Annotated in this window: 21 protein-coding genes; 5 read left to right on the top strand and 16 right to left on the bottom strand. The window is 64.6% G+C overall.

Annotated elements, in window-relative coordinates; genetic code table 11:
* Positions 1-383: 383 nt before the first annotated feature.
* On the top strand, positions 384-1,085 hold the full coding sequence (locus YUA_RS0129355) for a TIGR03809 family protein (RefSeq protein ID WP_027533899.1): 702 nt from the start codon (positions 384-386) through the stop codon (positions 1,083-1,085).
* A 126-nt stretch (positions 1,086-1,211) separates the two neighbouring features.
* On the opposite strand, the gene YUA_RS0129350 is transcribed toward YUA_RS0129355, so the two are convergent.
* The 4 genes from YUA_RS0129350 to YUA_RS0129335 form a co-directional block, all read right to left on the bottom strand.
* The gene (locus YUA_RS0129350) at positions 1,212-1,520 is read right to left on the bottom strand and encodes a GIY-YIG nuclease family protein (protein ID WP_027533898.1); all 309 of its coding nucleotides are present in this window, start codon (positions 1,518-1,520) and stop codon (positions 1,212-1,214) included.
* A gap of 214 nt (positions 1,521-1,734) precedes the next feature.
* On the bottom strand, positions 1,735-3,105 hold the full coding sequence (locus tag YUA_RS0129345) for a TIGR03808 family TAT-translocated repetitive protein (RefSeq protein ID WP_027533897.1): 1,371 nt from the start codon (positions 3,103-3,105) through the stop codon (positions 1,735-1,737).
* A 212-nt stretch (positions 3,106-3,317) separates the two neighbouring features.
* Positions 3,318-3,974 carry a pyroglutamyl-peptidase I gene (locus YUA_RS0129340; RefSeq protein ID WP_027533896.1) on the bottom strand — a complete coding sequence of 219 codons (657 nt, stop codon included), beginning with the start codon at positions 3,972-3,974 and terminating at the stop codon, positions 3,318-3,320.
* Positions 3,975-4,056: 82 nt separating this feature from the next.
* Complete coding sequence (locus YUA_RS0129335; protein ID WP_027533895.1) at positions 4,057-4,662, bottom strand: CGNR zinc finger domain-containing protein; 606 nt, start codon at positions 4,660-4,662, stop codon at positions 4,057-4,059.
* An 88-nt stretch (positions 4,663-4,750) separates the two neighbouring features.
* On the opposite strand from YUA_RS0129335, the gene YUA_RS0129330 reads away from it, so the two are divergent.
* Positions 4,751-5,653, top strand: a complete 903-nt coding sequence (locus tag YUA_RS0129330; protein ID WP_051383450.1) for a haloalkane dehalogenase — start codon at positions 4,751-4,753, stop codon at positions 5,651-5,653.
* Positions 5,654-5,731: 78 nt separating this feature from the next.
* On the opposite strand, the gene meaB is transcribed toward YUA_RS0129330, so the two are convergent.
* The 12 genes from meaB to YUA_RS0129270 all read right to left on the bottom strand — a co-directional run bounded on the left by meaB (position 5,732) and on the right by YUA_RS0129270 (position 16,352).
* Entirely contained in the window at positions 5,732-6,721 is a 990-nt protein-coding gene (gene meaB / locus YUA_RS0129325; RefSeq protein ID WP_027533893.1) for a methylmalonyl Co-A mutase-associated GTPase MeaB, read from the bottom strand.
* A 67-nt stretch (positions 6,722-6,788) separates the two neighbouring features.
* Entirely contained in the window at positions 6,789-7,775 is a 987-nt protein-coding gene (locus tag YUA_RS0129320) for a tripartite tricarboxylate transporter substrate binding protein (RefSeq protein WP_027533892.1), read from the bottom strand.
* Positions 7,776-7,892: 117 nt separating this feature from the next.
* On the bottom strand, positions 7,893-8,708 hold the full coding sequence (locus tag YUA_RS0129315) for an RsiV family protein (protein ID WP_051383456.1): 816 nt from the start codon (positions 8,706-8,708) through the stop codon (positions 7,893-7,895).
* 161 nt (positions 8,709-8,869) lie between these two features.
* A complete protein-coding gene (scpA, locus tag YUA_RS0129310; RefSeq protein ID WP_027533890.1) occupies positions 8,870-11,026 on the bottom strand; it encodes a methylmalonyl-CoA mutase in 2,157 nt (718 codons plus the stop codon).
* Positions 11,023-11,235, bottom strand: coding sequence for a hypothetical protein (locus tag YUA_RS0129305; RefSeq protein WP_245285287.1), 213 nt, complete (start codon positions 11,233-11,235; stop codon positions 11,023-11,025). The genes scpA and YUA_RS0129305 overlap by 4 nt, the downstream gene beginning before the upstream one ends.
* Positions 11,228-11,692: a GFA family protein gene (locus YUA_RS0129300; protein WP_027533888.1), complete on the bottom strand. Its 465-nt coding sequence runs from the start codon at positions 11,690-11,692 to the stop codon at positions 11,228-11,230. Before YUA_RS0129300 ends, YUA_RS0129305 begins: the two co-directional genes overlap by 8 nt.
* On the bottom strand, positions 11,689-13,560 hold the full coding sequence (locus YUA_RS0129295) for a methylmalonyl-CoA mutase family protein (protein ID WP_027533887.1): 1,872 nt from the start codon (positions 13,558-13,560) through the stop codon (positions 11,689-11,691). Before YUA_RS0129295 ends, YUA_RS0129300 begins: the two co-directional genes overlap by 4 nt.
* Positions 13,561-13,641: 81 nt before the next feature.
* Positions 13,642-14,133, bottom strand: coding sequence for a 2-amino-4-hydroxy-6-hydroxymethyldihydropteridine diphosphokinase (gene folK / locus YUA_RS0129290; RefSeq protein ID WP_027533886.1), 492 nt, complete (start codon positions 14,131-14,133; stop codon positions 13,642-13,644).
* Between the two features lies 1 nt (position 14,134).
* Positions 14,135-14,503, bottom strand: coding sequence for a dihydroneopterin aldolase (folB, locus tag YUA_RS0129285; protein ID WP_027533885.1), 369 nt, complete (start codon positions 14,501-14,503; stop codon positions 14,135-14,137).
* The gene (gene folP, locus YUA_RS0129280) at positions 14,500-15,360 is read right to left on the bottom strand and encodes a dihydropteroate synthase (protein ID WP_027533884.1); all 861 of its coding nucleotides are present in this window, start codon (positions 15,358-15,360) and stop codon (positions 14,500-14,502) included. Before folP ends, folB begins: the two co-directional genes overlap by 4 nt.
* Positions 15,361-15,552: 192 nt before the next feature.
* Complete coding sequence (locus YUA_RS0129275) at positions 15,553-15,960, bottom strand: DUF4332 domain-containing protein (protein WP_027533883.1); 408 nt, start codon at positions 15,958-15,960, stop codon at positions 15,553-15,555.
* 26 nt (positions 15,961-15,986) lie between these two features.
* On the bottom strand, positions 15,987-16,352 hold the full coding sequence (locus YUA_RS0129270) for a hypothetical protein (protein WP_027533882.1): 366 nt from the start codon (positions 16,350-16,352) through the stop codon (positions 15,987-15,989).
* 344 nt (positions 16,353-16,696) lie between these two features.
* Here YUA_RS0129270 and YUA_RS0129265 point away from each other — a divergent pair, with 344 nt between their 5' ends.
* From YUA_RS0129265 to YUA_RS0129255, 3 genes are all read left to right on the top strand, one after another.
* A complete protein-coding gene (locus tag YUA_RS0129265) occupies positions 16,697-18,319 on the top strand; it encodes a helicase HerA-like domain-containing protein (RefSeq protein ID WP_027533881.1) in 1,623 nt (540 codons plus the stop codon).
* A gap of 139 nt (positions 18,320-18,458) precedes the next feature.
* Entirely contained in the window at positions 18,459-19,787 is a 1,329-nt protein-coding gene (locus YUA_RS0129260; RefSeq protein WP_027533880.1) for a glycosyltransferase family 87 protein, read from the top strand.
* Positions 19,788-19,813: 26 nt separating this feature from the next.
* Positions 19,814-21,208 carry a M20/M25/M40 family metallo-hydrolase gene (locus tag YUA_RS0129255; protein WP_027533879.1) on the top strand — a complete coding sequence of 465 codons (1,395 nt, stop codon included), beginning with the start codon at positions 19,814-19,816 and terminating at the stop codon, positions 21,206-21,208.
* The last annotated feature ends 261 nt before the right edge of the window (positions 21,209-21,469 follow it).

The raw sequence follows: 21,469 nt of genomic DNA, 5'->3' as shown, positions 1-21,469 counted from the left end.
CATCCCTCCCCATAAGTCATATCAGGCGCGAGCGCCCATCCACCCCAAGCGCCCATATGGCTCGACCCGTCCGGTTGTCCCCCCGGACGGGTCTTTTCTTTTTGGGGGGTCGGATTTCTTGAAGCGTCATGCGAGATCAGCTTGCGGTTGAGTGCGCGAGCGCGATCGTCGTCGCGGGCCGTAGCGGCACGCGGCAGGACCGCCATGCTTGTGCGAAGCTTGACTCGCAAACCCCTGAAAACTCCGCTCGACTACGGTGTTTCGTGACGACAGCCGTGTCGTCGCTGGACAAGTCAAAACTTTTCCACAAAATATTCATGTCGCTTCTAAATTGATTCGTGTGCGTTGCGTCGCGTCCGTATTTTCTCCAGACGGGCTGACTTATGACTCATCGCCAAAGCGCGGCTGGAAGCCGCGAGCTTGCAGCACGCTGGTGCGCTCTCGCCGAACAGCGGCTGGAACATCTCTCCGAAATGTTCGAGACCGGACGCTGGCGCCGCTATCACTCCGAGCTCGCATTCCTCGAAAACATCCAGGAAGCCAAGCGCGCGGTCCAGACCTGGCGCGCCCTTGCCAACGGCGGGGACGTCGCCGCGGCCGCCGCGAGCGTGACCTCCGCATTCGGCTGGTCGCCGGCGACGATGCCGCGCGTGTTTCCGCGCGAGCAGGCCCAGACCATGCAGCCCCAGACCTCGCAGCCCAAGGCCGTGCAGCCCAAGGCCGTGCACCCCAAGGCCGTGCACATCGCGCCCGAGACCGCCGTTCCGGTCAGGCTCGAGCCCAAGCTGGACGTGCTCGCCGAAATCGTCGAGGCGCCGATCGCCCCGGTAGCGCCGGTCGCTCCGCCTGCACCGGTCGTTCGGACGGCGCCCGCCGCTCGGACTGCGCCGGCGGCTCCGACTGCGCCGGTCGCTCGGACGGCACCAGCCGCTCCGGCTGCGCCAGTGGCGTCGATCGCCTCGTTCCTGCAGACCTTCTCGCCGCCCGCCGCCGAAATCGTCGCGGCCCCCGAGCGCGTGGTCGAATTCACCTTCAGCCTCGACGGCATCGAGGCGAAGTACCCGCTGCTGCGGAATGCATTCTAAGGCCAACGCTTCAGAGGTTCGCCGGACCTCTCCAACCCGTCATCCTAAGGTGCGAAGCATGGGACGCAACGCGTCCCATGGAGAGCCTCGAAGGATGCACGGCCCGTCTGCGCGCCGTATCAATGCTTACTTCTTGGCCCTCGGCACTCCCGCCCGCCGTTGCGCAAGCTGGCTCACCGATTTCCAATCCGATCGAATGAGCGCTTCCTTCTTTGCGCGGCTCCAGCCCTTCAGCTGTCGCTCGGCCGCGATGCCGTCCGTAATCCGGTCGAAATGTTCGGACCACACCAGAACGACTGGACGCCTCGAATAAGTATATCCCGGATAGGCGCCGGCATTGTGCTCATCGACCCGCCGGGACGTGTCCTCGCCGGTGGCACTTCCGATGTAGAAGGAGCCATCCGCACATCGCAGCATGTAGACATAGACGCCCACAACATCATCCTTCGAGGCTCTCCGGACGGTGCTGCGCACCGCCCGGCTCGCACCTCAGGATGACGGCGGAGCGCTTGTTGTCAAGACTAGTTTAAGCAACTTCTGGATGTGGGTGGGGCGTACAAATTCCGTCATCCTGAGGTGCGAGTTCTGCGGTGCAGAGCACCGCAGGGCGAGCCTCGAAGGATGCACGGCCCGTCTGCCAACCGCGCACCTACCGCCGCACCGCGTTCCCGCCGACCACCACTTGCGCAAAGCGTTGGGCGCCGTCCGCTGACAGGTCCGCCGTCACGGCACGCGCGTGATCGAGGCCGACCACGGCGCCGCGCGGGGTTTCCGAGATCATGTTGTTGTTGACGAGCGCGGTGCCCGCGCCCGGCACCACGGAGACGCCGACGCCGGCCAGTGCCTTGCGGATCACATTGCCCGAGATCACGACGTCGCGCAGATATTTGCCCCAGCCGGCGACGATGCCGTAGGACGGCGCGTTCTCGATCACATTGCCGGTCACCGACGTGTCCGCCTCGATGTAGATGCCGACGCCGGCATCGTCATCGGGCGCGGTGCCGATCGGCCGCTTCGGGATCAGGTTGCGGATGATGTTGCCCTGGACCACCGCGATGCGGCCGCCTTCGTTGAAATTGCAGACCGAGACGCCGACGGCGGCGCCATCCACGGTGTTGTTGGCGATCACCGCGGCCTCGAACGCGAACTCGGAATAGAGCGCGACCTCGCGCACGTCGCTGACGCTGTTGCCGGTGATGTGGATGTTGGAGGCCGAATTGCCGCGCACGGCGGAGTAATCGCAATTCTTGATGCGATTGCCGCGCACGATCACGTTGCCGGCGCGGAAGGCGTTGATGGCGTTGCCGTACTGGCCCGAGCCGCCGGGGCCCGCCTTGATGTCCTCGATGCGGTTGTCAGCGACCAGCGTGCCGTCATCGCCGATCGCGGTGCGCAGGATCTCGATGCCGTTGTCGTTGGTGCCGGCAATGGTGTTGCGGGACACGCTGAGCCCCTTGGCGTCGAACGAGACCACCGCCGTCACCGCGATGTTCGTAAAGATGTCGCCGGAGATGTCGCCCGCGACCTGCTCGAGCCAGATGCCGCTGCCGCCGGAGCCGGTGATCTCGCAATCGCTGATGCGGACGTCGCGGCCGCCGAGCACATGGATCAGCCCGCGCCGTGCCGGCAGCGGAATGCTGCCGCCATCGAAGGTGAGGCCGGTGAGCCCGATCGCGTCAGACCCGTCGCTCTGGATCGCGGACGCCCCGCCGGTGAAGATGAGCTTCGTTGCACCGCGCACGCCGATCAGTTGCGCGCCGTTCGGCAGCCGCAGCAACCCGGTTCGGTAGAGTCCGGGTGGAAGCGCCAGCGGCATCTGTGCGCGCGAGGCTTCGTCGATCGCGCGTTGCAGCGCGCGTGTCTGATCCTCGCTGCTGCCGGGCCGCACGCCATATTGGGTCGCGTCGCGGCCGAGCAGCGATGTCAACGGCGCGGCGCGCGCGGCGTCGACAGGCATGGCGAGCGCGCCAGCAATGCCGGCGGTCGAAGCTCCGATGAGATGACGGCGATTGAGGTCCATGACGCGTCCTTCGGCGGACGCGGGAGGTCCGCGGAGGTTAGGTAGCGCAGAAATGGGGCAGGGCGGATGCAGCCGCTCGGATAGTTCGCAGTAGGGTTAAATGTTTACGGCAACGGAGGTGCCGTAGGGTGGGCAAAGCGCAAGCGTGCCCACGATTCTCGCTGCGAATGCCGATGCATGGTGGGCACGGCGCAAGGGCACCTTTGCCCACCCTACGAAGCCTGCGTGTTCCGCCCCTTCCTTGCCAAACCCACCATCTCCATCAGTATCGCTCCCCCCGCATCCACCAGCTCCTCCAGCGTGATCCGCGGGGCGCCCTTGCGCCGTATCGCGCCGCTGCGCGCAAGCAGGGGAATGTGGATGAACGCGGCGAGCCGCGGCCCGCCCGCCTTCACGTTTTCGATCGCGCGCCAGCTCAGATAGTTGCAGAGATAGGCGCCTGCATCGCGCGAGGGCCGCGCATCGATGCCGGTGAGCCGTGCCGCGCGCAGCAGCCTTGCCGTGTGCGGGCCGAACGTCATGGCGTCCGCATGACCGGCGATGCCGCGTTTGCTCGATCGGGTGTTGGCGGCATCTGGCCACAGCATGGTGACGGCGTTGCGTGCGCGGCTCTCGATGCGGAGGTAAGGCGTGCGCGCAGCGAGGCCGAACATCAGCAGCGCATCGGGCTTCACTTTCGCGAGCACCTCCGGCAATTGCCGGTCGACCGCGGCATAAGTCACCGGAAAGATATGGCGCGATAGCGCGACATCATCGAGCGCCGGCCGGCGCAGCTGCGCCAGCCGCACCACCAGCGGCTGGGTCGGATTATGCGGCGCGCCGGGAAACGGGCCGAAGCCCGTGAGGAGAATGCGGAGCTTATCGGACAATGGATGTGATCCTCTCGATCCTGTCGGGCACGCTGGCATCCAGTAAACACCGGGACCAACCGTCTTCCAAGCTCGCGGGTCGTCAGATCTCCGATGCGGGATCGTGCCTGTGGCGCTCGCGGTAGGTCCGCGTCTTTTCCCGGTTGCCGCACAAGGTGGATTGGCACCAGCGCCGGGTGCCGGGCTTCGAGCGATCGAAAAACACCCGCTGGCACTCGTCGGCGGCGCACATCTTCAGCCGCTCGAGCGTGCCGGCCGAGGCCGCGTCGTACAATTCGGCGACGATCGCCGACAGGCCCGCTTGCGCATCGCTCGTCACCGGCCTCAGTGCAAAACCATCCTTGCCGATGGTGGCGACACGCAGTGCAAATGGCTCCATCGCGGCGTTGAGGGGAGCGGTGACGGCTGGTTTGCGATGGCGCTCCGCCGGCTCGCATTTGAGGTAGTCGCGGATCGCGGCGCGCAGCCGCAAGGCTGCCTCGAAGGTCTTCGGCGATGGCGCAGCGGCACGTTCGATCAACGCATGCTGGCGCATCCACTCGCCGAGCGCGGCGAGATTGTGCAGCTCGTCCGCCTGCTGATGCTGGATACCGTGATGGGTGAAGTGCCGCAGATCCATCGTGTTGGCGAAATCGTAGAGATTCGCCAGCGCGTCCGGCACATGGAACTTGCGCGATTCTTTCGACATGGAACACCATTTAATCGCTTTTGCTCGTTGACTCAAGACACCATCATTCGTATTTTACTGGTGTCCAACGAGAGAACGGAGTTTCACCATGTTGCACGTCAACCACCCCCCGATCTCGACCGAGGAAGTCTCCTACCGGAAGTACATCGAGGTGCTGGATACCCAGATGGCCTACGTCGATGTCGGCGCGGGTGACCCCATCGTGTTCCTGCACGGCGTTCCGACGCCGTCCTATCTCTGGCGGAACATCATTCCCCATCTCTTGCCCTATGGCCGCTGCCTTGCGCCCGACCTCGTCGGCATGGGCAATTCGGGCGCGGCGCCGAACGGCTCCTATCGCTTCGTCGATCACCGGCGCTATCTCGATGCCTGGTTCGATGCGCTGGGTCTGACTGAGAACGTCATCCTCGTCGTACACGACTGGGGTGCTGCGCTCGGTTTTCACTGGGCCCATCGCCGCCCGGAGAGGGTCAAGGCGATCGTCTACATGGAAGGCATCGTCCGGCCGTTCCGCTCCTGGGACGAATGGCCCGACGCGACGCGCGCTTTCTTCCTGGGCCAGCGGAGTCCACAAGGCGAAGACCTGATCCTGCAGAAGAACCTGTTCATCGAATACCTCCTGCCGCTGCGCCATATCGCGCCGGAGGCGCTGGAGGTCTATCGCCGCTATTTCCGCAATCCCGGCCCGAGCCGCCAGCCGATGCTGACCTGGACGCGCGAATTGCCGATCGAGGGCGAGCCTGCCGATGTGGTCGCGATCGTCGAAGCCTATGCGGATTGGATGTCGAAGAACCGGATCCCGAAACTGTTCATCGATGCCGAGCCGGCGGGCTTCCTGATCGGCGCACAGCGCGAGTTCTGCAGAACCTGGCCCAATCAGGAGATCGTCCTGGTGAAGGGGTCGCACTTCCTGCAGGAAGAGGCGCCTCAGGAGGTCGGCGAGGCGACCGCGCGCTTCGTTTCGAAGGTGCTGGCCGGGCAGATCAGTTAGGTCATCGCGAGATTGAGCTGGATCGCGAGCTCGGGCTTCGCTTCACACTCTCCCTCGCTGGGGAGAGGTGAAGCGGCCTCAATGCAGGAGCTTCATGATCTCCTCGGCGGCGAGTGCCGGCGTGAGGTGACCCTCGGCGACCTCGGATTCGATCTTTTTCACCCTGGCGCGGACGGCCGCCTCACTGCGCAGCCGCGCCAGCATGCGCTGCTCCAGCATCGACCACATCCATTTCACCTGCTGGTCGCGCCGGCGCGCGGCGAACTCGCCGGACGCGTTCATTGCCTTGCGGTGATCCAGGATTTTCTGCCAGAGCTCGACGATGCCGGTGCCGGCCAGCGCCGAATAGGTGATCACAGGCGGGTGCCAATGTTCGGACCGAGGGCTGAGAATATGCAGCGCACCGCGATAGTCAGCAGCGGTGATGTTGGCGCGCTTGAGATTGTCGCCGTCGGCTTTGTTGATCGCGATCATGTCGGCGAGCTCGACCAGGCCCTTCTTGATACCCTGCAATTCGTCGCCGCCGCCGGGCAGCATCAGCGCGAGGAAGAAATCGGTCATGTCGCAGACCGCGGTCTCGGACTGGCCGATGCCGACGGTCTCGACCAGAACGACGTCGAATCCGGCCGCCTCGCACAGCAGCATCGCCTCGCGCGTCTTGGCGGCGACGCCGCCGAGCGTGCCTGACGACGGCGATGGGCGGATGAAGGCATCGTCGGAGGCCGCGAGCTGTGCCATTCGCGTCTTGTCCCCGAGGATCGAGCCGCCGCTGCGTGCCGAGGACGGATCGACCGCGAGCACCGCGACCTTGTTGCCCTGCTCGATCAGATAGGTCCCGAGCGCATCGATGGAGGTGGATTTGCCGACGCCGGGCGAGCCGGTAATGCCGACGCGAACCGCCTTGCCGGTGTCGGGCAGCAGCATCTGCACCAGCTCGCGCGCCTGCGCCTGGTGATCGCCGCGCCGGCTCTCCACCAGCGTGATGGCCCGCGCCAGCGCGGCGCGATGGCCTGCGCGGAGGTCGCGGGCGAGGGCGGTGATATCAAGCGAAGTCTTCTTCTCGACCATGCCCATGCTTTACAACGGCGGGCGCAGGCAGGCGAGAGCCCCCCGGCGGGATGTATGCGCGGTTACATCAGGCCTTGGCAAAACCAGCCGCCCTCATGGCCTGACCCATCTGGCGATCGGCCTGGTCCATGAAGGTCCCGAACTGGCCAGCATCGCGCCAGACGGTGCCGAAACCGCGTCCGGTCATGAAGTCCTTGAATGCGGGGGAGTAGTACACCTTCTTCAAGGCCGCGGTCAGCATGGCGGCGATCTCCGGAGGCAAGCCGGTGGGGCCGCCGATGCCGCGCCATGAGCTGGTGGAATAGCCGACGCCGAGCGCCTCTTTCAGCGTCGGGACGTCGGGGAAGATCGGATTGCGCGCATGCGCCATGATCGCAAGGCTCCGGGCCTGGCCGGCCTCGATGGTGGCGCGCGCCTCAGGCACCGAGCAGGTGGTGAGATCGAGGCTGCCCGCGACCAGGTCCTGCATGGCCGGTGCGGCGCCATTCGACGCTGACCACGCAACCTGGTTTGCCGGCAACCCCATCGCCTGCATCCAGCCGACGAGGGCGAGATGCCAGATGCCGCCTTGTCCGGTGCCCGAGGCCTTGAATCGTCCTGGCGCCGCCAGCTTGATGGAATCCATGAGCTCCTTCGCCGTCTTGTATGGCGAGGACGTCGACACCTGGATGCCCGGCGGGTCTTCGTTCACCAGCGCCAGCGGCGTGAAATTCCCGGGCGTCAGATGCGTCAGGGCTTGCCAATGCAGCATCGCGATTTCCACGGTCAGCATGCCGATCGTGTAGCCGTCCGGCGCTGCGGTTGCGATCTCGGCATGGCCGACGGCGCCGGAGCCGCCGCTGCGGTTGACGACGTTAAACGGCTGGCCGAGCTCCTTCTCCAGCAGCGTCGCGACAATGCGTGCGGTCGCATCCGTTCCGCCGCCCGCACCCCACGGCACGATCAAGGTCACCGGCCGCGCCGGATAGGCTTGCGCGCGCGCAGGTGAAAGGAGGGCGGACGTGGCGGCAGCCACAGAGGAGGCCGCGAAAATGCGGCGCGTGATTCCTGGCATCAATGATCCCGGCGACGCCCTCGGGAATCGGGCTCGTCAATGCAATATGCTACGCGGCTTTGCATGGATGTCGCAAGCGGCCGCCCAACGGCGCCGTGAGCAACGTTCCGTTGGAATTTATTGCTGCTCGTCAGCGTCGCCCTTTGGCCGCGCGCCGCCGAAGATGCGCGCCCCCTCGGGCGTGAGATAGGGCTTCAATGTCTCCCACGGAACGAATGCGACATATTGGCCCTCGGCGTAGGGGCCGACCGCATAGGGCGGGTAGTGGAAGGTGAGGCCGGAGCTCTTGCCTGGTTCGGTCGACGGCGCGAGCGTCGCGGCGCCGATCTTGAGCAGGCTCGGCTCGACGCCCTTGAACCACTCATTGGTCGCGGTCTCGCTGGTGTCGCGCTTCTTCTTCTCGGTCCTGAGCGAGGCGATCACGGCCTTCACCATCGCCTTCATGGTCGCGCCATTGTCGGCGGTCTCCGTGAAGAACGGGCGGATCGAGATGCGCTTGCTCTCGGACTTGTCCCACAGGATCGTGTTCACGTCCGAATTGGGATGGGCGCCATGGGTGTCCATGTAGTCGTTGCGCAGGACGCTCACATAGCGGTCGGCGACGACGGAGCGGATCGAATATTTGCGCTCAAAGTCCCAGCCGCCGTCCCTGAAGAACTGCGGGTCCTCCTTGCGCGAGGCAGCGGCGTCGGCTGCGTTCTTGTCGAGCCATTTCTTGCCCTCGGCAAGGCAGTCGGCCGCGAGTGGCGCGTCGGCCTTGATCTTGTCGTCGAGGAAGACACGCGCCTCGATGTTTCTGTTCTTGACGACAGCGTCCGGCTTGGGGTCAGCGGCGAGAGCGGGGGAGGCCAGGACGATCGCCGCGACGGCAGAAAGGCTCGCGAGCAATCCTGCCCGCACATTTGCACGATGATATGTCACTTCAATATCCATCAATTTTGCATCCGACCGCTGTCGACGTTCGGACATCGGCGTGAGCGTAATGATCGCAAGATGAACCGGCGCAGAACGCGCGGCGCGAACGACCAGTTCGTGAAGCTTGGTCGCTGCAGCCCGCCCGCGGGTTTGATACGGGGAGCCCAAGAGCGGCGGAATTACTCAGCCGCCTCGCTATGCCCGAGCCGGGCATTCAGCTTGCGGATCAGCTCTTCCGCTGCCTCGGCGATCACGGTGCCGGGCGGGAAGATCGCTTCGGCGCCGGCCGCATAGAGCGCGTCATAATCCTGCGGCGGCACGACGCCCCCGACGATGATCATGATGTCCTCGCGGCCCTGCTTCTTCAGCGCGGCCTTTAGCTCCGGCACCGCGGTGAGGTGGGCGGCGGCGAGCGAGGAGACGCCGAGGATGTGGACGTCGTTCTCGACGGCCTGCCGCGCCGCTTCGTCGGCGGTCGCGAACAGCGGCCCGATGTCGACGTCGAAGCCGATGTCGGCGAAGGCAGATGCGATCACTTTCTGGCCGCGGTCATGGCCGTCCTGGCCGATCTTGGCGACCAGGATGCGCGGGCGGCGGCCTTCCGCCTCCTCGAAGGCATCGATCAGCGCCTGAACCTTCTCGACCTGGTTGCCCATGCTGGACGCCTCCCGCTTGTAGACGCCGGTGATGGATTTGATCTCGGCGCGGTGCCGGCCGAACACCTTTTCCATCGCGTCCGAAATCTCGCCGACGGTCGCCTTCGCCCGCGCCGCGTCGATGGCGAGCGCGAGCAGATTGCCGTTACCTTCGCCGGCCGAGCGTGTCAGCGCGGCAAGCGCGGCCTCGACGTCCTTCTGGCTGCGTTCGGATTTCAGCCGGGTCAGCTTGTCGATCTGCAGGCGCCGGACATTGGTGTTGTCGACCTTGAGGATGTCGATCGGCGCCTCATCCGTCGGCTTGTACTTGTTGACGCCGATCACCGCCTGCTTGCCGGCATCGATGCGGGCCTGGGTCTTGGCCGAGGCCTCCTCGATGCGCAGCTTCGGCACGCCGGCTTCGATGGCCTTCGCCATGCCGCCGAGCTCTTCGACCTCCTGGATATGGCTCCAGGCTTTCGCGGCGAGGTCGCGCGTGAGCCGCTCGACATAATACGAGCCGCCCCAGGGATCGATGATGCGGGTGGTGCCGCTCTCCTGCTGCAGGAACAGTTGCGTGTTGCGGGCGATGCGCGCCGAGAAATCGGTCGGCAGCGCCAAGGCCTCGTCGAGCGCGTTGGTGTGCAGCGACTGGGTGTGGCCTTGCGTGGCCGCCATCGCCTCCACGGTCGTGCGCATCACGTTGTTGAAGACGTCCTGCGCGGTCAGCGACCAGCCGGAGGTCTGCGAATGTGTGCGCAGCGACAGCGAGCGCGGGTCCTTCGGATTGAAGGGTTTCAGCAGCTTCGCCCAGAGCAGGCGCGCGGCGCGCAATTTGGCGACTTCCATGAAGAAGTTCATGCCGATCGCCCAGAAGAACGACAGCCGCGGCGCGAAGCGGTCAACATCCAAACCTGCGGCAAGACCGGCACGCAGATATTCGACGCCATCGGCGAGCGTATAAGCGAGCTCGAGATCCTGCGTCGCGCCGGCCTCCTGCATGTGATAGCCGGAGATTGAGATCGAATTGTATTTCGGCATCTTCTGCGACGTGTAGGCGAAGATGTCCGAGATGATCCGCATCGAGGGCGCGGGCGGATAGATATAGGTGTTGCGCACCATGAACTCTTTCAGAATGTCGTTCTGAATGGTGCCCGACAGCTTCTCCGGCGGCACGCCCTGTTCGCCCGCGGCAGCGACATAGAGCGCGAGGATCGGCAACACCGCGCCGTTCATGGTCATGGACACGCTCATCCGGTCGAGCGGAATGCCGGCAAACAGCGTGCGCATGTCGTAGATGGAGTCGATCGCCACGCCGGCCATGCCGACATCGCCGCCGACGCGCGGATGGTCACTGTCATAGCCGCGATGGGTGGCGAGATCGAAGGCGACCGAGAGACCCTTCTGTCCGGCCGCCAGGTTGCGGCGGTAAAACGCGTTGGAATCCTCCGCCGTCGAGAAGCCGGCATATTGCCGGACCGTCCAGGGCTGGTTGACATACATGGTCGGGTAGGGGCCGCGCAGGAACGGCGCGATGCCCGGATAGGTCTCGAGGAAATCGAGCCCGGCGAGGTCAGCCTCGCTATAGGCGGGCTTTACGAGAATGCCCTCGGGCGTCAGCCACGGTTCTGCGCTGCCGGTTGGAGCGGCGGCGACGGCGCGCTCGAAGGCAACATCGGCGAAATTGGGAATGCGGGTCATCTCTTGGAGTCCTCAAAGCTGCGATGGTGCTCGATCAGCCTTTGCACATTCTTCTTGTAGACTGGATCATCCAACCGGCTCTCAGTCATCACGCCGGTCCCGCTCCACAGCAAGCGCGCGAGAAGCCTCCCGATCTTCCGTTCTGTCAAACCGAGCAACATTCCACCGAGCAGCTGAAGCATGGCATAGCCTATCACAGTCTCAATCATGATCCGGATGCTGATGGCTGACGATGGTGGCCATCTTCTCCGGTCCGTAATTCTGCTGCGTGGTCTGGCTCGGCAGGTTGGCGATGCCGACCACCCAGCCGAGGCGGGACTCCGTGCCATATTGCCGTGTCGGCACCACGTGGTCCGGCCGGTCGAAGGCGCCGGTCATGATCTCGATCCGGTCGCCATCGATGCGGCCGAAGCTGAGCGGCGTGCCGCAAGCCGCGCAATAGCCGCGATCGGCGATTGAGGAGGAGCGGAAGAATGACGGCTGGCCCTTGGTCCAGGCAAGATCCGCTATGTTGATGTCGGCAAAGGAGGCGAACGGCGCGCCGCTCGCCTTCTGGCACATCCGGCAGTGGCAGATCGAAACCTTGTTCGGCGTTGCCGAAATCGCGAAGCGCACCGCGCCACATTGGCAGCCGCCGGTAAAAACGGTTTTGCTGACGTCTGTCATACCTGTTCCATCCGCCGATAGGCGTCCTGCAATGTCGCAAGCGCGTCAGCCCCGGCAAAGACGAAGCCGCTCACGCCGGCTGCCCGAAGCGCCGCCTCGGCCTCAGCCGGACGGCCTGCCAAATAGATATGTCGCGCGCCCGCGGTTTGCAGGGCCTTCGCGGCTGCCTCGGCGTGTTCCGCATAGACCTTGTCACTGGAACAAAGGCAGACGAGCGCCGCGCCGGAGGCCTTGAAGGCTGCAGCGAGCTTGGCCGGATCGCTAAAACCCTCGCTGTCGATGGCCTCGATGCCGCCGGCTTCGAAGAAGCTTTTTGCGAATGTCGCACGTGCGGTAAAGTCGGCGGGCGTGCCGAGATTGGCCAGGAATACGCTGGGCCGCGCGCCGCGCGCCTTCAACGCCGCATCGGATTTGTCGCGCAGCGCTTCGAACGGGGCGGCCAGGCGCATCGGGGACAGCGCGTCGAACTTGTATTTTGCCTCGCCATAAGGCGCGACCGCAATGGGGGTCGCATTAAGCACCGTCGTTTCCCTCTCATGCAGGTTCGGAAACTCGCTCGCGCCCGTCAGCACGTCGCGGCGTTTTGCGATGTTGGTGTCGCGTGCCTTTCGCGCCGCTGCGACCTTGCTCTGGAACAGGCCCTGCTGAAGCGCCGCGAAGGCACCGCCGGCCTTTTCGCTCTCCTGGAACAGGGCCCAGGCGGCTTCGCAGAGCTGCGCCGTCAGTTGCTCGATGCCACCGGAGCCCGCCGCGGGATCGCTGACCTTGGCGAGGTTGCTTTCTTCGAGCAGCAGGAGCTGCGTGTTGCGCGCCACGCGCCGCGCGAACGGATCGGGCAGCCCGAGCGCCAGCGTATGCGGCAGCACGGTGATGGCATCGGCGCCGGCAAGTCCGGCCGCGAATGTCGCGATGGTCGCGCGCGGCATGTTCACATAAGGGTCATGCTGCGTCAGCATGCGCCAGGCCGTATCTGCGGCGATGAACAGCGGTTTCGGCGTCAGACCGCACGCCGTCTCGACGCGTGCCCAGAGCAGCCGCAGCGCGCGGAATTTCGCCATGGTCAGGAACTGATCGGCGTCTGCGGAAAGCCGCGCATAGACCATGTCCTGCGCCCGCTCCAGCGGAACGCCGGCAGCTTCGATCGCGCGCAGATAGGCGATGCCGCAGGCGAGCACGAAAGCGAGCTCCTGCGCCTCGGAGCCACCGGCATCGTGAATCACGCGTCCATCAGCAGAGGCAAACGGTCCCTTGAAGCCGAGCCCGGCGAGGCCCTTGATGCCACCGGTGACGGCGGGAACGATCTCTTCCCAGCTGTAGGGGCTGTTTCCCCACACGGCGCAGGCGGCCAGCGGATCGAGCCCGAAGCGGATGTTGCAGGCGGCCGGATCGAGGCCGTTGCTTTTCACATATTCCGCAACATGGATCGCCGCCATCCGCGATTGCGGGCCGACCTGGAGCTCGATGCCGATGCCGGCATCGAGATGAATGTCCTTCAAGACTTTTGCGATCGCATCGGCCGTCGGTTCCAGGCCGAAACCATGGCTGCCGCTGCCGCCGGCGAACACCAGCGCGAGCCCCGTTGCGCCGTTCTCCAGATCGGTCAGCGCCTGCGCATTCGCAGCCGCCGCATCGGGATGATCGATCCGCTGCATGATCTGCCATGGCGCGGCCGCGGGCCGTCCCATCACAGGCGCAACGCCCCTGGCGCGTGGATAGAGCGGCTCGATCTTGAGACCGTCATAGGTCTTGCCGACCAGCTTCTCGAACGGCGCGCCCTTGAGCACGCCGTCGACCAGCTTGCGCCAGTCCGCGTCCGTTGCCTTGGGAAAATCGGCCGCCAGCGGCAGATTGTCAGTCACGGAGGTCATACGGCCCAGGGCTCCCAAACGTCTCATTGTTCGCAGGCGAAATTGCCACGGCCGGCCGTCCCTGCAAACGGTTGTTTTTGGTTAACCGGTATCCGGAAGCCGCTCAATGCCTTGCGTTGAGACGCTGGCAAGTCCGTCACGGACACGAATGCCTGAGATCACGCGGTCCGGCGCGATTTCGGCCAGCGGCACCAGCACGAAGGCGCGCTCGAACAGAAGCGGATGCGGCAAGGTCAGATCGGGCTTCTGAAACGACACGTTGTCATAGGCGATCATGTCGAGATCGAGCGTGCGCGGACCCCAGCGCCGGTCCTTCTCTCGCGTGCGGCCGAATTTCTGCTCGACTTTCTGCATGACGAACAATAGCGCGTGCGGATCGAGGTCGGTCTCGATCTCGACGCAGGCATTGATGAAGGAATCCTGGTCCTCGTCGCCCCAGGGTGGCGTCGCATAGTCGGACGAGCGCGCGATCACCGCGGCTTGCGCCATGCCGCAGATATGGGCGATCGCCTTTTTGAATGTCGCGCGGACATCGCCGACATTGCCGCCTAGTGCGATCAGCACGCTCGCCATGTCAGGGGTGCCGCGAGCGGGTCAGCATGATGCCAACATCGTCGAAGATCGCGGCGATCGGCGCATGCGGCTTGTGCACGGTGATCTTCACGGCGCGGATGCGCGGGAAGTGCGACAGGATCGCGTCGGCGACTGCGCCAGCCGCTCGCTCCAGCAGCTTGTAATTGGTGTTCTTGAACGCCGCCGTCGTGGTCGCAACCACGTCGGCATAGGAGACGGTATCGGCGAGGCGGTCGCTGCGCGACGGCTCGGACAAATCAGTGTAGAGCTCGAGGTCGATGACGAAGCGCTGGCCGACTTCGGTTTCGTGATCCATCACGCCATGGCGGGCATGGATCGACAGGCCGGTCACGAAGATCGTATCGGTCATTGCTTGCTCTCGATTGCGTTGGCGACCCGCAGGGCCTGCAAGGTTTCGGCGACGTCGTGGGTCCGGATGATTTTCGCGCCCCTCTGGGCGGCGATCAGATGCGCGGCGATCGAGCCGGCGAGCCGTTCTTTGGGCTCCGATGGCGACACCGAGGCGATGAAGCGCTTGCGCGAGGCGCCGACCAGCACAGGCAGGCCGAACATGTCGAGCTCCCGCAGTCGCGCGAGTGCAATCATGCTCTGCTCGGCGGTCTTGCCGAAACCGATGCCGGGATCCAGCACGATCTTTTCGCGCGCGATGCCGGCTTTTGCAGCGATGTCGAGCGAGCGCAGGAAGAACGCCTTCATGTCCGCGACGATGTCGACGGCGGAATCGACGCTCTCGCGGTTGTGCATGACGATGAGGGGGACGCCCTTCGCGGCGACGACCGGCGCCATATTGGCGTCGCGCTGCAGGCCCCAGACGTCGTTGGCGATGGCCACGCCCTGGTCGAGCGCGAAGGCCACGACCTCTGCCTTCATGCTGTCGATCGAGACGGGGACGCCGAGCGCGACGATGCCCGATAGCACCGGCTTCAGCCGGGCCAGCTCGTCCGCCGCCGTCACCGGCTGAGCGCCCTTGTACGGCCGGGTGGATTCGGCGCCGATATCGATGATGTCGACGCCAGCCTCGATCATCGCCCGCGCCCGTGCCAGCGCCTGGTCCGGCGCGATGAAGTCGCCGCCGTCGGAAAAGGAATCCGGCGTCACGTTGAGCACGCCCATCACCGCCGGCAGAGGCCGGCTCACGAGCGTCCGCAGCACACCAAGCCCGGCCGAGCCGGCCGGCGGGACGGATGGGAAGGGCGAGGCATTCATGCGCGTGGCTTTGCGCGGTCGGGGACGGGGAGTCAAGATCAACCCTTCCGTGTCATTGCCCGCGAAGGCGGGCAATCCAGTATTCCGTGGCCTTGCCGCGATGCGGAGAAGCCGCGGCGTACTGGATACCCCGCCTTCGCGGGGTATGACACCGAGAGCTAACGTTGCAGGTGGTATGTCGAGAGAGCAGTCCTAATACGTAATCTTCGGCGACAGCTTCCTGGCCTTGGCGATGATGTCGCCGACCGACTTCTCGGAAGGAAGGATGCGGACGAGCTTCCTCCGATCGTTGGCCTCGCGCATGCTCTGCGCCAATCTTGCCGGATTTCGATAGGCGAGTTCGCGCACGGTGGTGACGCCGGCGGCGCGGACCAGGCCGACCTTGGCCCGGCCCATGCCGGGAATACGCATGTAGTCGGAGACATTGGCCCACTCCAGCAGCAACTGCTCGCTGATGCCGGTCTTGGCCGAGAGCGCCTTGCGGCCCTTGGCGGTGCTCGCGGCTTCCAGCAGCGCGTCGGTGGTGCGGATTCCCTGCGCCTTCAACTTGTTGGCGGCAAAGGCCGGCAGGCCCTCAATCTCGGAGATCGGATATGTCATGATACTCGGTATGAAATGCAACAGCTTCAGGCGAATTGGCTGAGGCCCGGCGTGCCCGCGATGATCTTGCCCATCTGATCCGCTCCGATTTTGTCTCGGCCGTAGCGGAAAAGTTCACGGGCCACGTTCTGAATGTCGGACATGCCAAGCCCAAGGCCCATCAGGCGCGTGCCGACGGCCATCAGGCCGCCGCCCATCAGCCGCGACAGCCCGCCGCCGCTCTTGGACGCTTCGATCGCGCCTTCCGCGCCAGGGATCTGGTCGATCAGGGCCTGCACGCTGTCGGAAGGACCTTCGTTGCGGAGGAAGCCCAGGATAATGCCGACTGTCTTTTCAGCCACAGCACTATCTATGCTGGCGCTTGTCGCCAGCCGTCCGATCAGCTCGTCCATATGGCCTGCCCCTCAGCCGGTTCACATGCCGGAGATTATTTTCGAAAAATGATCTTGAGCCGGTGCGATGTGAAATACAAGCGATGAACGCACGCAACGTTCCGATTCAGTCTCGATGGCGCGTAAAGTGTTGCAGCGATGCAAGATCAAAGAAGAAATCCGTGAAAAATTGCCGCGATGCGAATGGCATAGCTCCGACTTTTGGCGCATGCGGTGCGCGTAGTCTCCGACAATGTCGCATGTCGGCGGCGCCTTGAACGGTTTCAATCGGCTCGCGACATGCATTAAACTGCGGAACAGGCGGGCTCGAGTTTCAATAAGCGAAACCAACGATAGAGAGAACGATGACGGCGCAGGACAACAAGCTCGACGATACCGACGACAAGATCTTCGTCGGCAAGGGAGACGAGCAGGCCTGGCTGACGCTGGCGCTCGCCAATCGCCATGGCCTCGTCACCGGCGCGACCGGAACGGGCAAGACGGTCACGCTGCAGGTGATGGCGGAAGGATTTGCGCGGGCCGGTGTCCCGGTGTTCGCCGCCGACATCAAGGGCGACCTCTCCGGCATCTCCGAGGTCGGGGAAGCAAAAGACTTCATCGTCAAGCGCGCCACCGAGATGGGGCTGACGTTCCAGCCCGACCAGTTCTCGACAGTGTTCTGGGATGTGTTCGGCGAGCAGGGCCATCCGGTGCGGGCGACCATCACTGAGATGGGGCCGCTGCTGCTGGCGCGTATGCTCGATCTCAACGACGTGCAGGAGGGCGTGCTCAACGTCGCCTTCCGTGTCGCCGATGACAACGGCCTCGCTCTGATCGACATGAAGGATCTGCGGGCGTTGCTCGACGCCATCGTGCCCGACAGCGGCAAGAAGGGGCCGGACGCGGACGAGGATCTGCTCGCGCCGATCCGGAAGGCGGCACAGGGCTTCGGCAACGTCACCAAGGCCACCGTCGGCACCATCCAGCGCCAGCTTCTGGTGCTGGAGAACCAGGGCGCCACGAAGTTCTTCGGCGAGCCGGCGCTGACCCTGAAGGACTTCATGAAGACCGACCGCGATGGCCGCGGCATGGTCAACATCCTCGTCGCCGACAAGCTGATGCAGAGCCCGCGGCTTTACGCGACATTCCTGCTGTGGATGCTGTCAGAGCTGTTCGAGGAATTGCCCGAGGTCGGCGACCTTCCCAAGCCCAAGCTGGTGTTCTTCTTCGACGAGGCGCATCTGCTGTTCAACGACGCGCCGAAGGCGCTGATGGACAAGATCGAGCAGGTGGTCCGTCTGATCCGCTCCAAGGGCGTCGGTGTCTATTTCGTGACGCAAAACCCGATCGACGTGCCCGATCGCGTGCTCGGGCAAATGGGCAACCGCGTGCAGCATGCGTTGCGCGCTTTCACCCCGCGCGACCAGAAGGCGGTCGCGGCCGCGGCCCAGACCTTCCGGCCCAACCCGAAGCTCGACACCGCCAAGGTGATCATGGAGCTCGGCAAGGGCGAGGCGCTGGTGTCGTTCCTCGAAGGCAACGGTACGCCGGCGATGGTCGAGCGGGTGCTGATCCGCCCGCCATCGGCCCGCATCGGGCCGATCAGCCCGGAGGAGCGCAAGGCGATCATGGATGCGAGCCCGGTGAAGGGCAAATACGACACCGCAATCGATTCCGAATCGGCCTATGAGATCCTCCAGAAGCGCATCGCCGGTACCGCGGCCCCTGCCGATGGCCAGGCGGGTGGAGTCGGTGGCGGCATCCTCGGCCAGATCGGCTCGATCGTCGGCACCATCTTCGGCACCAACACCGGACGTAACCGGCTGACGACGGGACAACGCATCGCGCGCGACGTCACGCGCACGGTCACCGACAAGATGGTCGGCGGCGTCGTGGCCGATCTCGGCAAATCGGTCGGCGGCCAGCTCGGCGGCTCGGTCGGCCGCGCGCTCGTCCGCGGCGCACTTGGCGGATTGCTGCGAAGGTAGGCAGAATGCCCGGTTGCGGGCCGGTGGTCCGCTCCCGTCGTGCGGCCAACTGGGCATTCTGCCAAGCACAAATTCAGGTGAAGGGACTCTCCAAGCGCCGGTCCGTCTGCTACGTGCTATGTGTTTCCCGGGACATAATGTGACCTCATCGAACTCATCAGACAAACCAGGCGCGCTCAGGACCCTGTCGCTGCGCGCGCCGCTCGATCTGCTCTTCCTGCTCTGCTGCCTCATCCTCACGGCCGATGTCCTCGGCCCGGAGATTTTTGGCCGCGGCAAGACCAAGGATTACGCGCTGTGGTACTGGGCCGGGCAGCAGGTGCTGCATGGCGGGCCGCTCTATCCCAGCGAAATAGATCACCCATTCGAATTCATCTATCCGCCGCTGCCGGCAATCCTGCTGGCGATCCCGAGCTGGTTCGGCAAGATCCCGCTCTACCTCGTACTGTCGATCCTGAACGGGGTGGCGTGGTGGTACACGAGCATTCTCTCCAATGCCATGACCGGCTCGGGCCGCGAGCCCGGGCCGTGGCTCGAAGCGCTGCCGGCGGTCGCCACCGTGACCTTCGTGTTCGACATGTTCGACCTCGGTCAGCCGAACCTCGTTCTGCTGGCGATGATGCTCTACGGCTTCTGGTGCCTCCAACGTCGACGATCCTGGTTCGCCGGCCTCATGTTCGCACTCGCCACTGCGATCAAAGTGTTTCCGATCGCGGTGCTGCCTTATTTGATTTGGCGGAGGCAGTGGGCGGCGGTCATCAGCATGATCGCCTTCATCGGCGTCCTGCTCTACGTCGTGCCGGCGCCGATCCGCGGCTTCGAGCGTAACGCCGCCGAGCTCAACACCTGGTACCAGGGCATGGTCGGCTCGAGCTCGGAAAAGGGCTTTGGCCAGCGCGACGAGCAGAACTGGTCGTGGGTCAACCAGTCCATCATCGCGGTGACGCATCGGCTGGTCCGGCCGATCAACTACAATCTGGAGGATCCCAGCAAGCCGGTGCAGACGATGAATGTCATCGACGTTGGCTACAAGACGGCGAACTGGATCGTGCTCGCGGTATCGGCGCTGCTCGGGCTCGGCTTCGTCGCGGTCATGCCGTCACAGCGGCGGCGAACAGCGCGATCGGACGCCGAGGAGCTCGGCATTCTGTTCTGCCTGATGACGGTGGCCTCGCCGCTGGCGCGACAATACTATTTCATGTGGCTGTTCCTGCCGATGACGGTGCTGATGCATCGGGCCGCCTTCGACGTGCGGCCGAATGTGCGGCTGGGAACCTGGCTCGCGCTTGGCGCTGCCGTCATCCTCATGCTGCTGTCGCTGCCACTGTTCCCCAAGACCATCCAGGCCTGGGGCAACAACCTCGTCGCCACGGCGGTCCTCGCCGTTACGCTCGCCTGGCACATCCGGCATCCGCCGGTTGTGGCTAGCTCCGACGCCGCGGCAAGGCTAAAACCACAACCATCCTGAGACACGAAAAGTGGGACATCCCGACCATGGCCAATGCACAGCTTCAATCCGTGCTCGACCACATCGACAATGACTTTGATAACAGCCTCGAGCGCCTGTTCTCGTTGTTGCGGATCAAGTCGATCTCCGCCGATCCAGCCTATGCCGGGGATTGCAAGGCGGCGGCCGAGCATCTGGCCAAGGACATCGCGAGCCTCGGCGTCGCGACCGAGGTGAGGCCGACCGCCGGCCATCCCGCCGTCGTCGGCAAGGTGAGGGCGGGTGGACGGCCGCATGTGATCTTCTATGGCCATTACGACGTGCAGCCGGTCGATCCGCTCGAGCTCTGGCACCGTCCGCCGTTCGAGCCCGCCGTCGCCGATCATGCCGACGGCCGCAAGATCATCGTTGCGCGCGGTGCCGAGGACGACAAGGGCCAGGTGATGACCTTCGTCGAAGCCTGCCGCGCCTGGAAGAAAGTCACGGGCTCGCTGCCGATCGACATCACCTTCCTGATCGAAGGCGAGGAGGAGGTCGGCTCCAAGAACTTCGTGCCGTTCGTCGAGGCCAACAAGGACGAGTTCAAAGCCGATTACGTGCTGGTCTGCGATACCGGCATGTGGGACCCGGAAACGCCGGCGATTACCACGGCGCTGCGCGGCCTGCTGTATGAAGAGGTGAAGATCACCGCCGCCAGCCGCGACTTGCATTCCGGCGTGTTCGGCGGCACGGCGATGAACCCGATCCGATTGCTGACCGGGATTCTCGGCGGACTGTTCGACGACGACAACCGCATCACCATTTCGGGCTTCTATGACGGCGTGAAGGACACGCCGCCGGAGATCCTGGAGCAGTGGAAGAAGCTCAACTTCACGCCGGAATCGTTTCTCAAGCCAGTCGGTCTGTCGATCCCGGCTGGTGAGAAGGGGCGGCTGATGGTCGAGCAGGCCTCCACGCGTCCGACCTGCGACGTCAACGGCATCTGGGGCGGCTATATCGGAGAGGGCTCCAAAACGGTGATCCCGTCGCATGCCTCGGCCAAGGTCTCGTTCCGGCTGGTCCAGGGTCAGGACCCCCAGAAGATCCGCAAGGCCTTCCGCGACTACGTGACCACTCGGATTCCCGGCGACTGCAAGGTCGAGTTCGGCGACCATTCCGCCGCGCCCGCCGTGGCGCTCGACTGGAACATGAAGCCGCTCGCGGCGGCCAGGACAGCGCTGACCGAGGAATGGGGCAAGGAGACCGTGCTGATGGGCTCCGGCGCCTCGATCCCGATCGTGGCCGATTTCAAGCGCGCGCTTGGGCTGGACTCGCTGCTCGTCGGTTTTGGCCTGGACGACGACAACATCCATTCGCCGAACGAGAAGTACGATCTGCGCAGCTTCCAGAAGGGCATCCGCTCCTGGGCGCGGATCCTTGCGGCGTTGGCCGAGGTCAAGTAGGGCACGGTGCCCGTAGGGTGGATTAGTCTTACTGAGTCATTCGGTCGCGGCCGCGGTGGGCGGAGAATCAAATATTTGAGGAGATTCAATATTTGGCATGCGGAGGGCCAGATGGATCTCAATCAGGGTGAAAGCAGCGGGGCACGGTTTGCGGCCTATGTAGCTGGGCTTGGAAGTGTGATCGGTCAGGCAGTGCGGATGAGGCCGCTGCGTGACTATTGCACCGGCTTGATATTGCCGGGCGAACGTAAGAGCGTCGAG

It is taken from the genome of Bradyrhizobium sp. WSM3983, from assembly GCF_000473045.1.
In the GTDB taxonomy this organism is placed as follows: Bacteria; Pseudomonadota; Alphaproteobacteria; order Rhizobiales; family Xanthobacteraceae; genus Bradyrhizobium.
The sequence above is the reverse complement of the archived record's forward strand: the minus strand, read 5'-3'. Positions and strand labels throughout refer to the sequence as shown.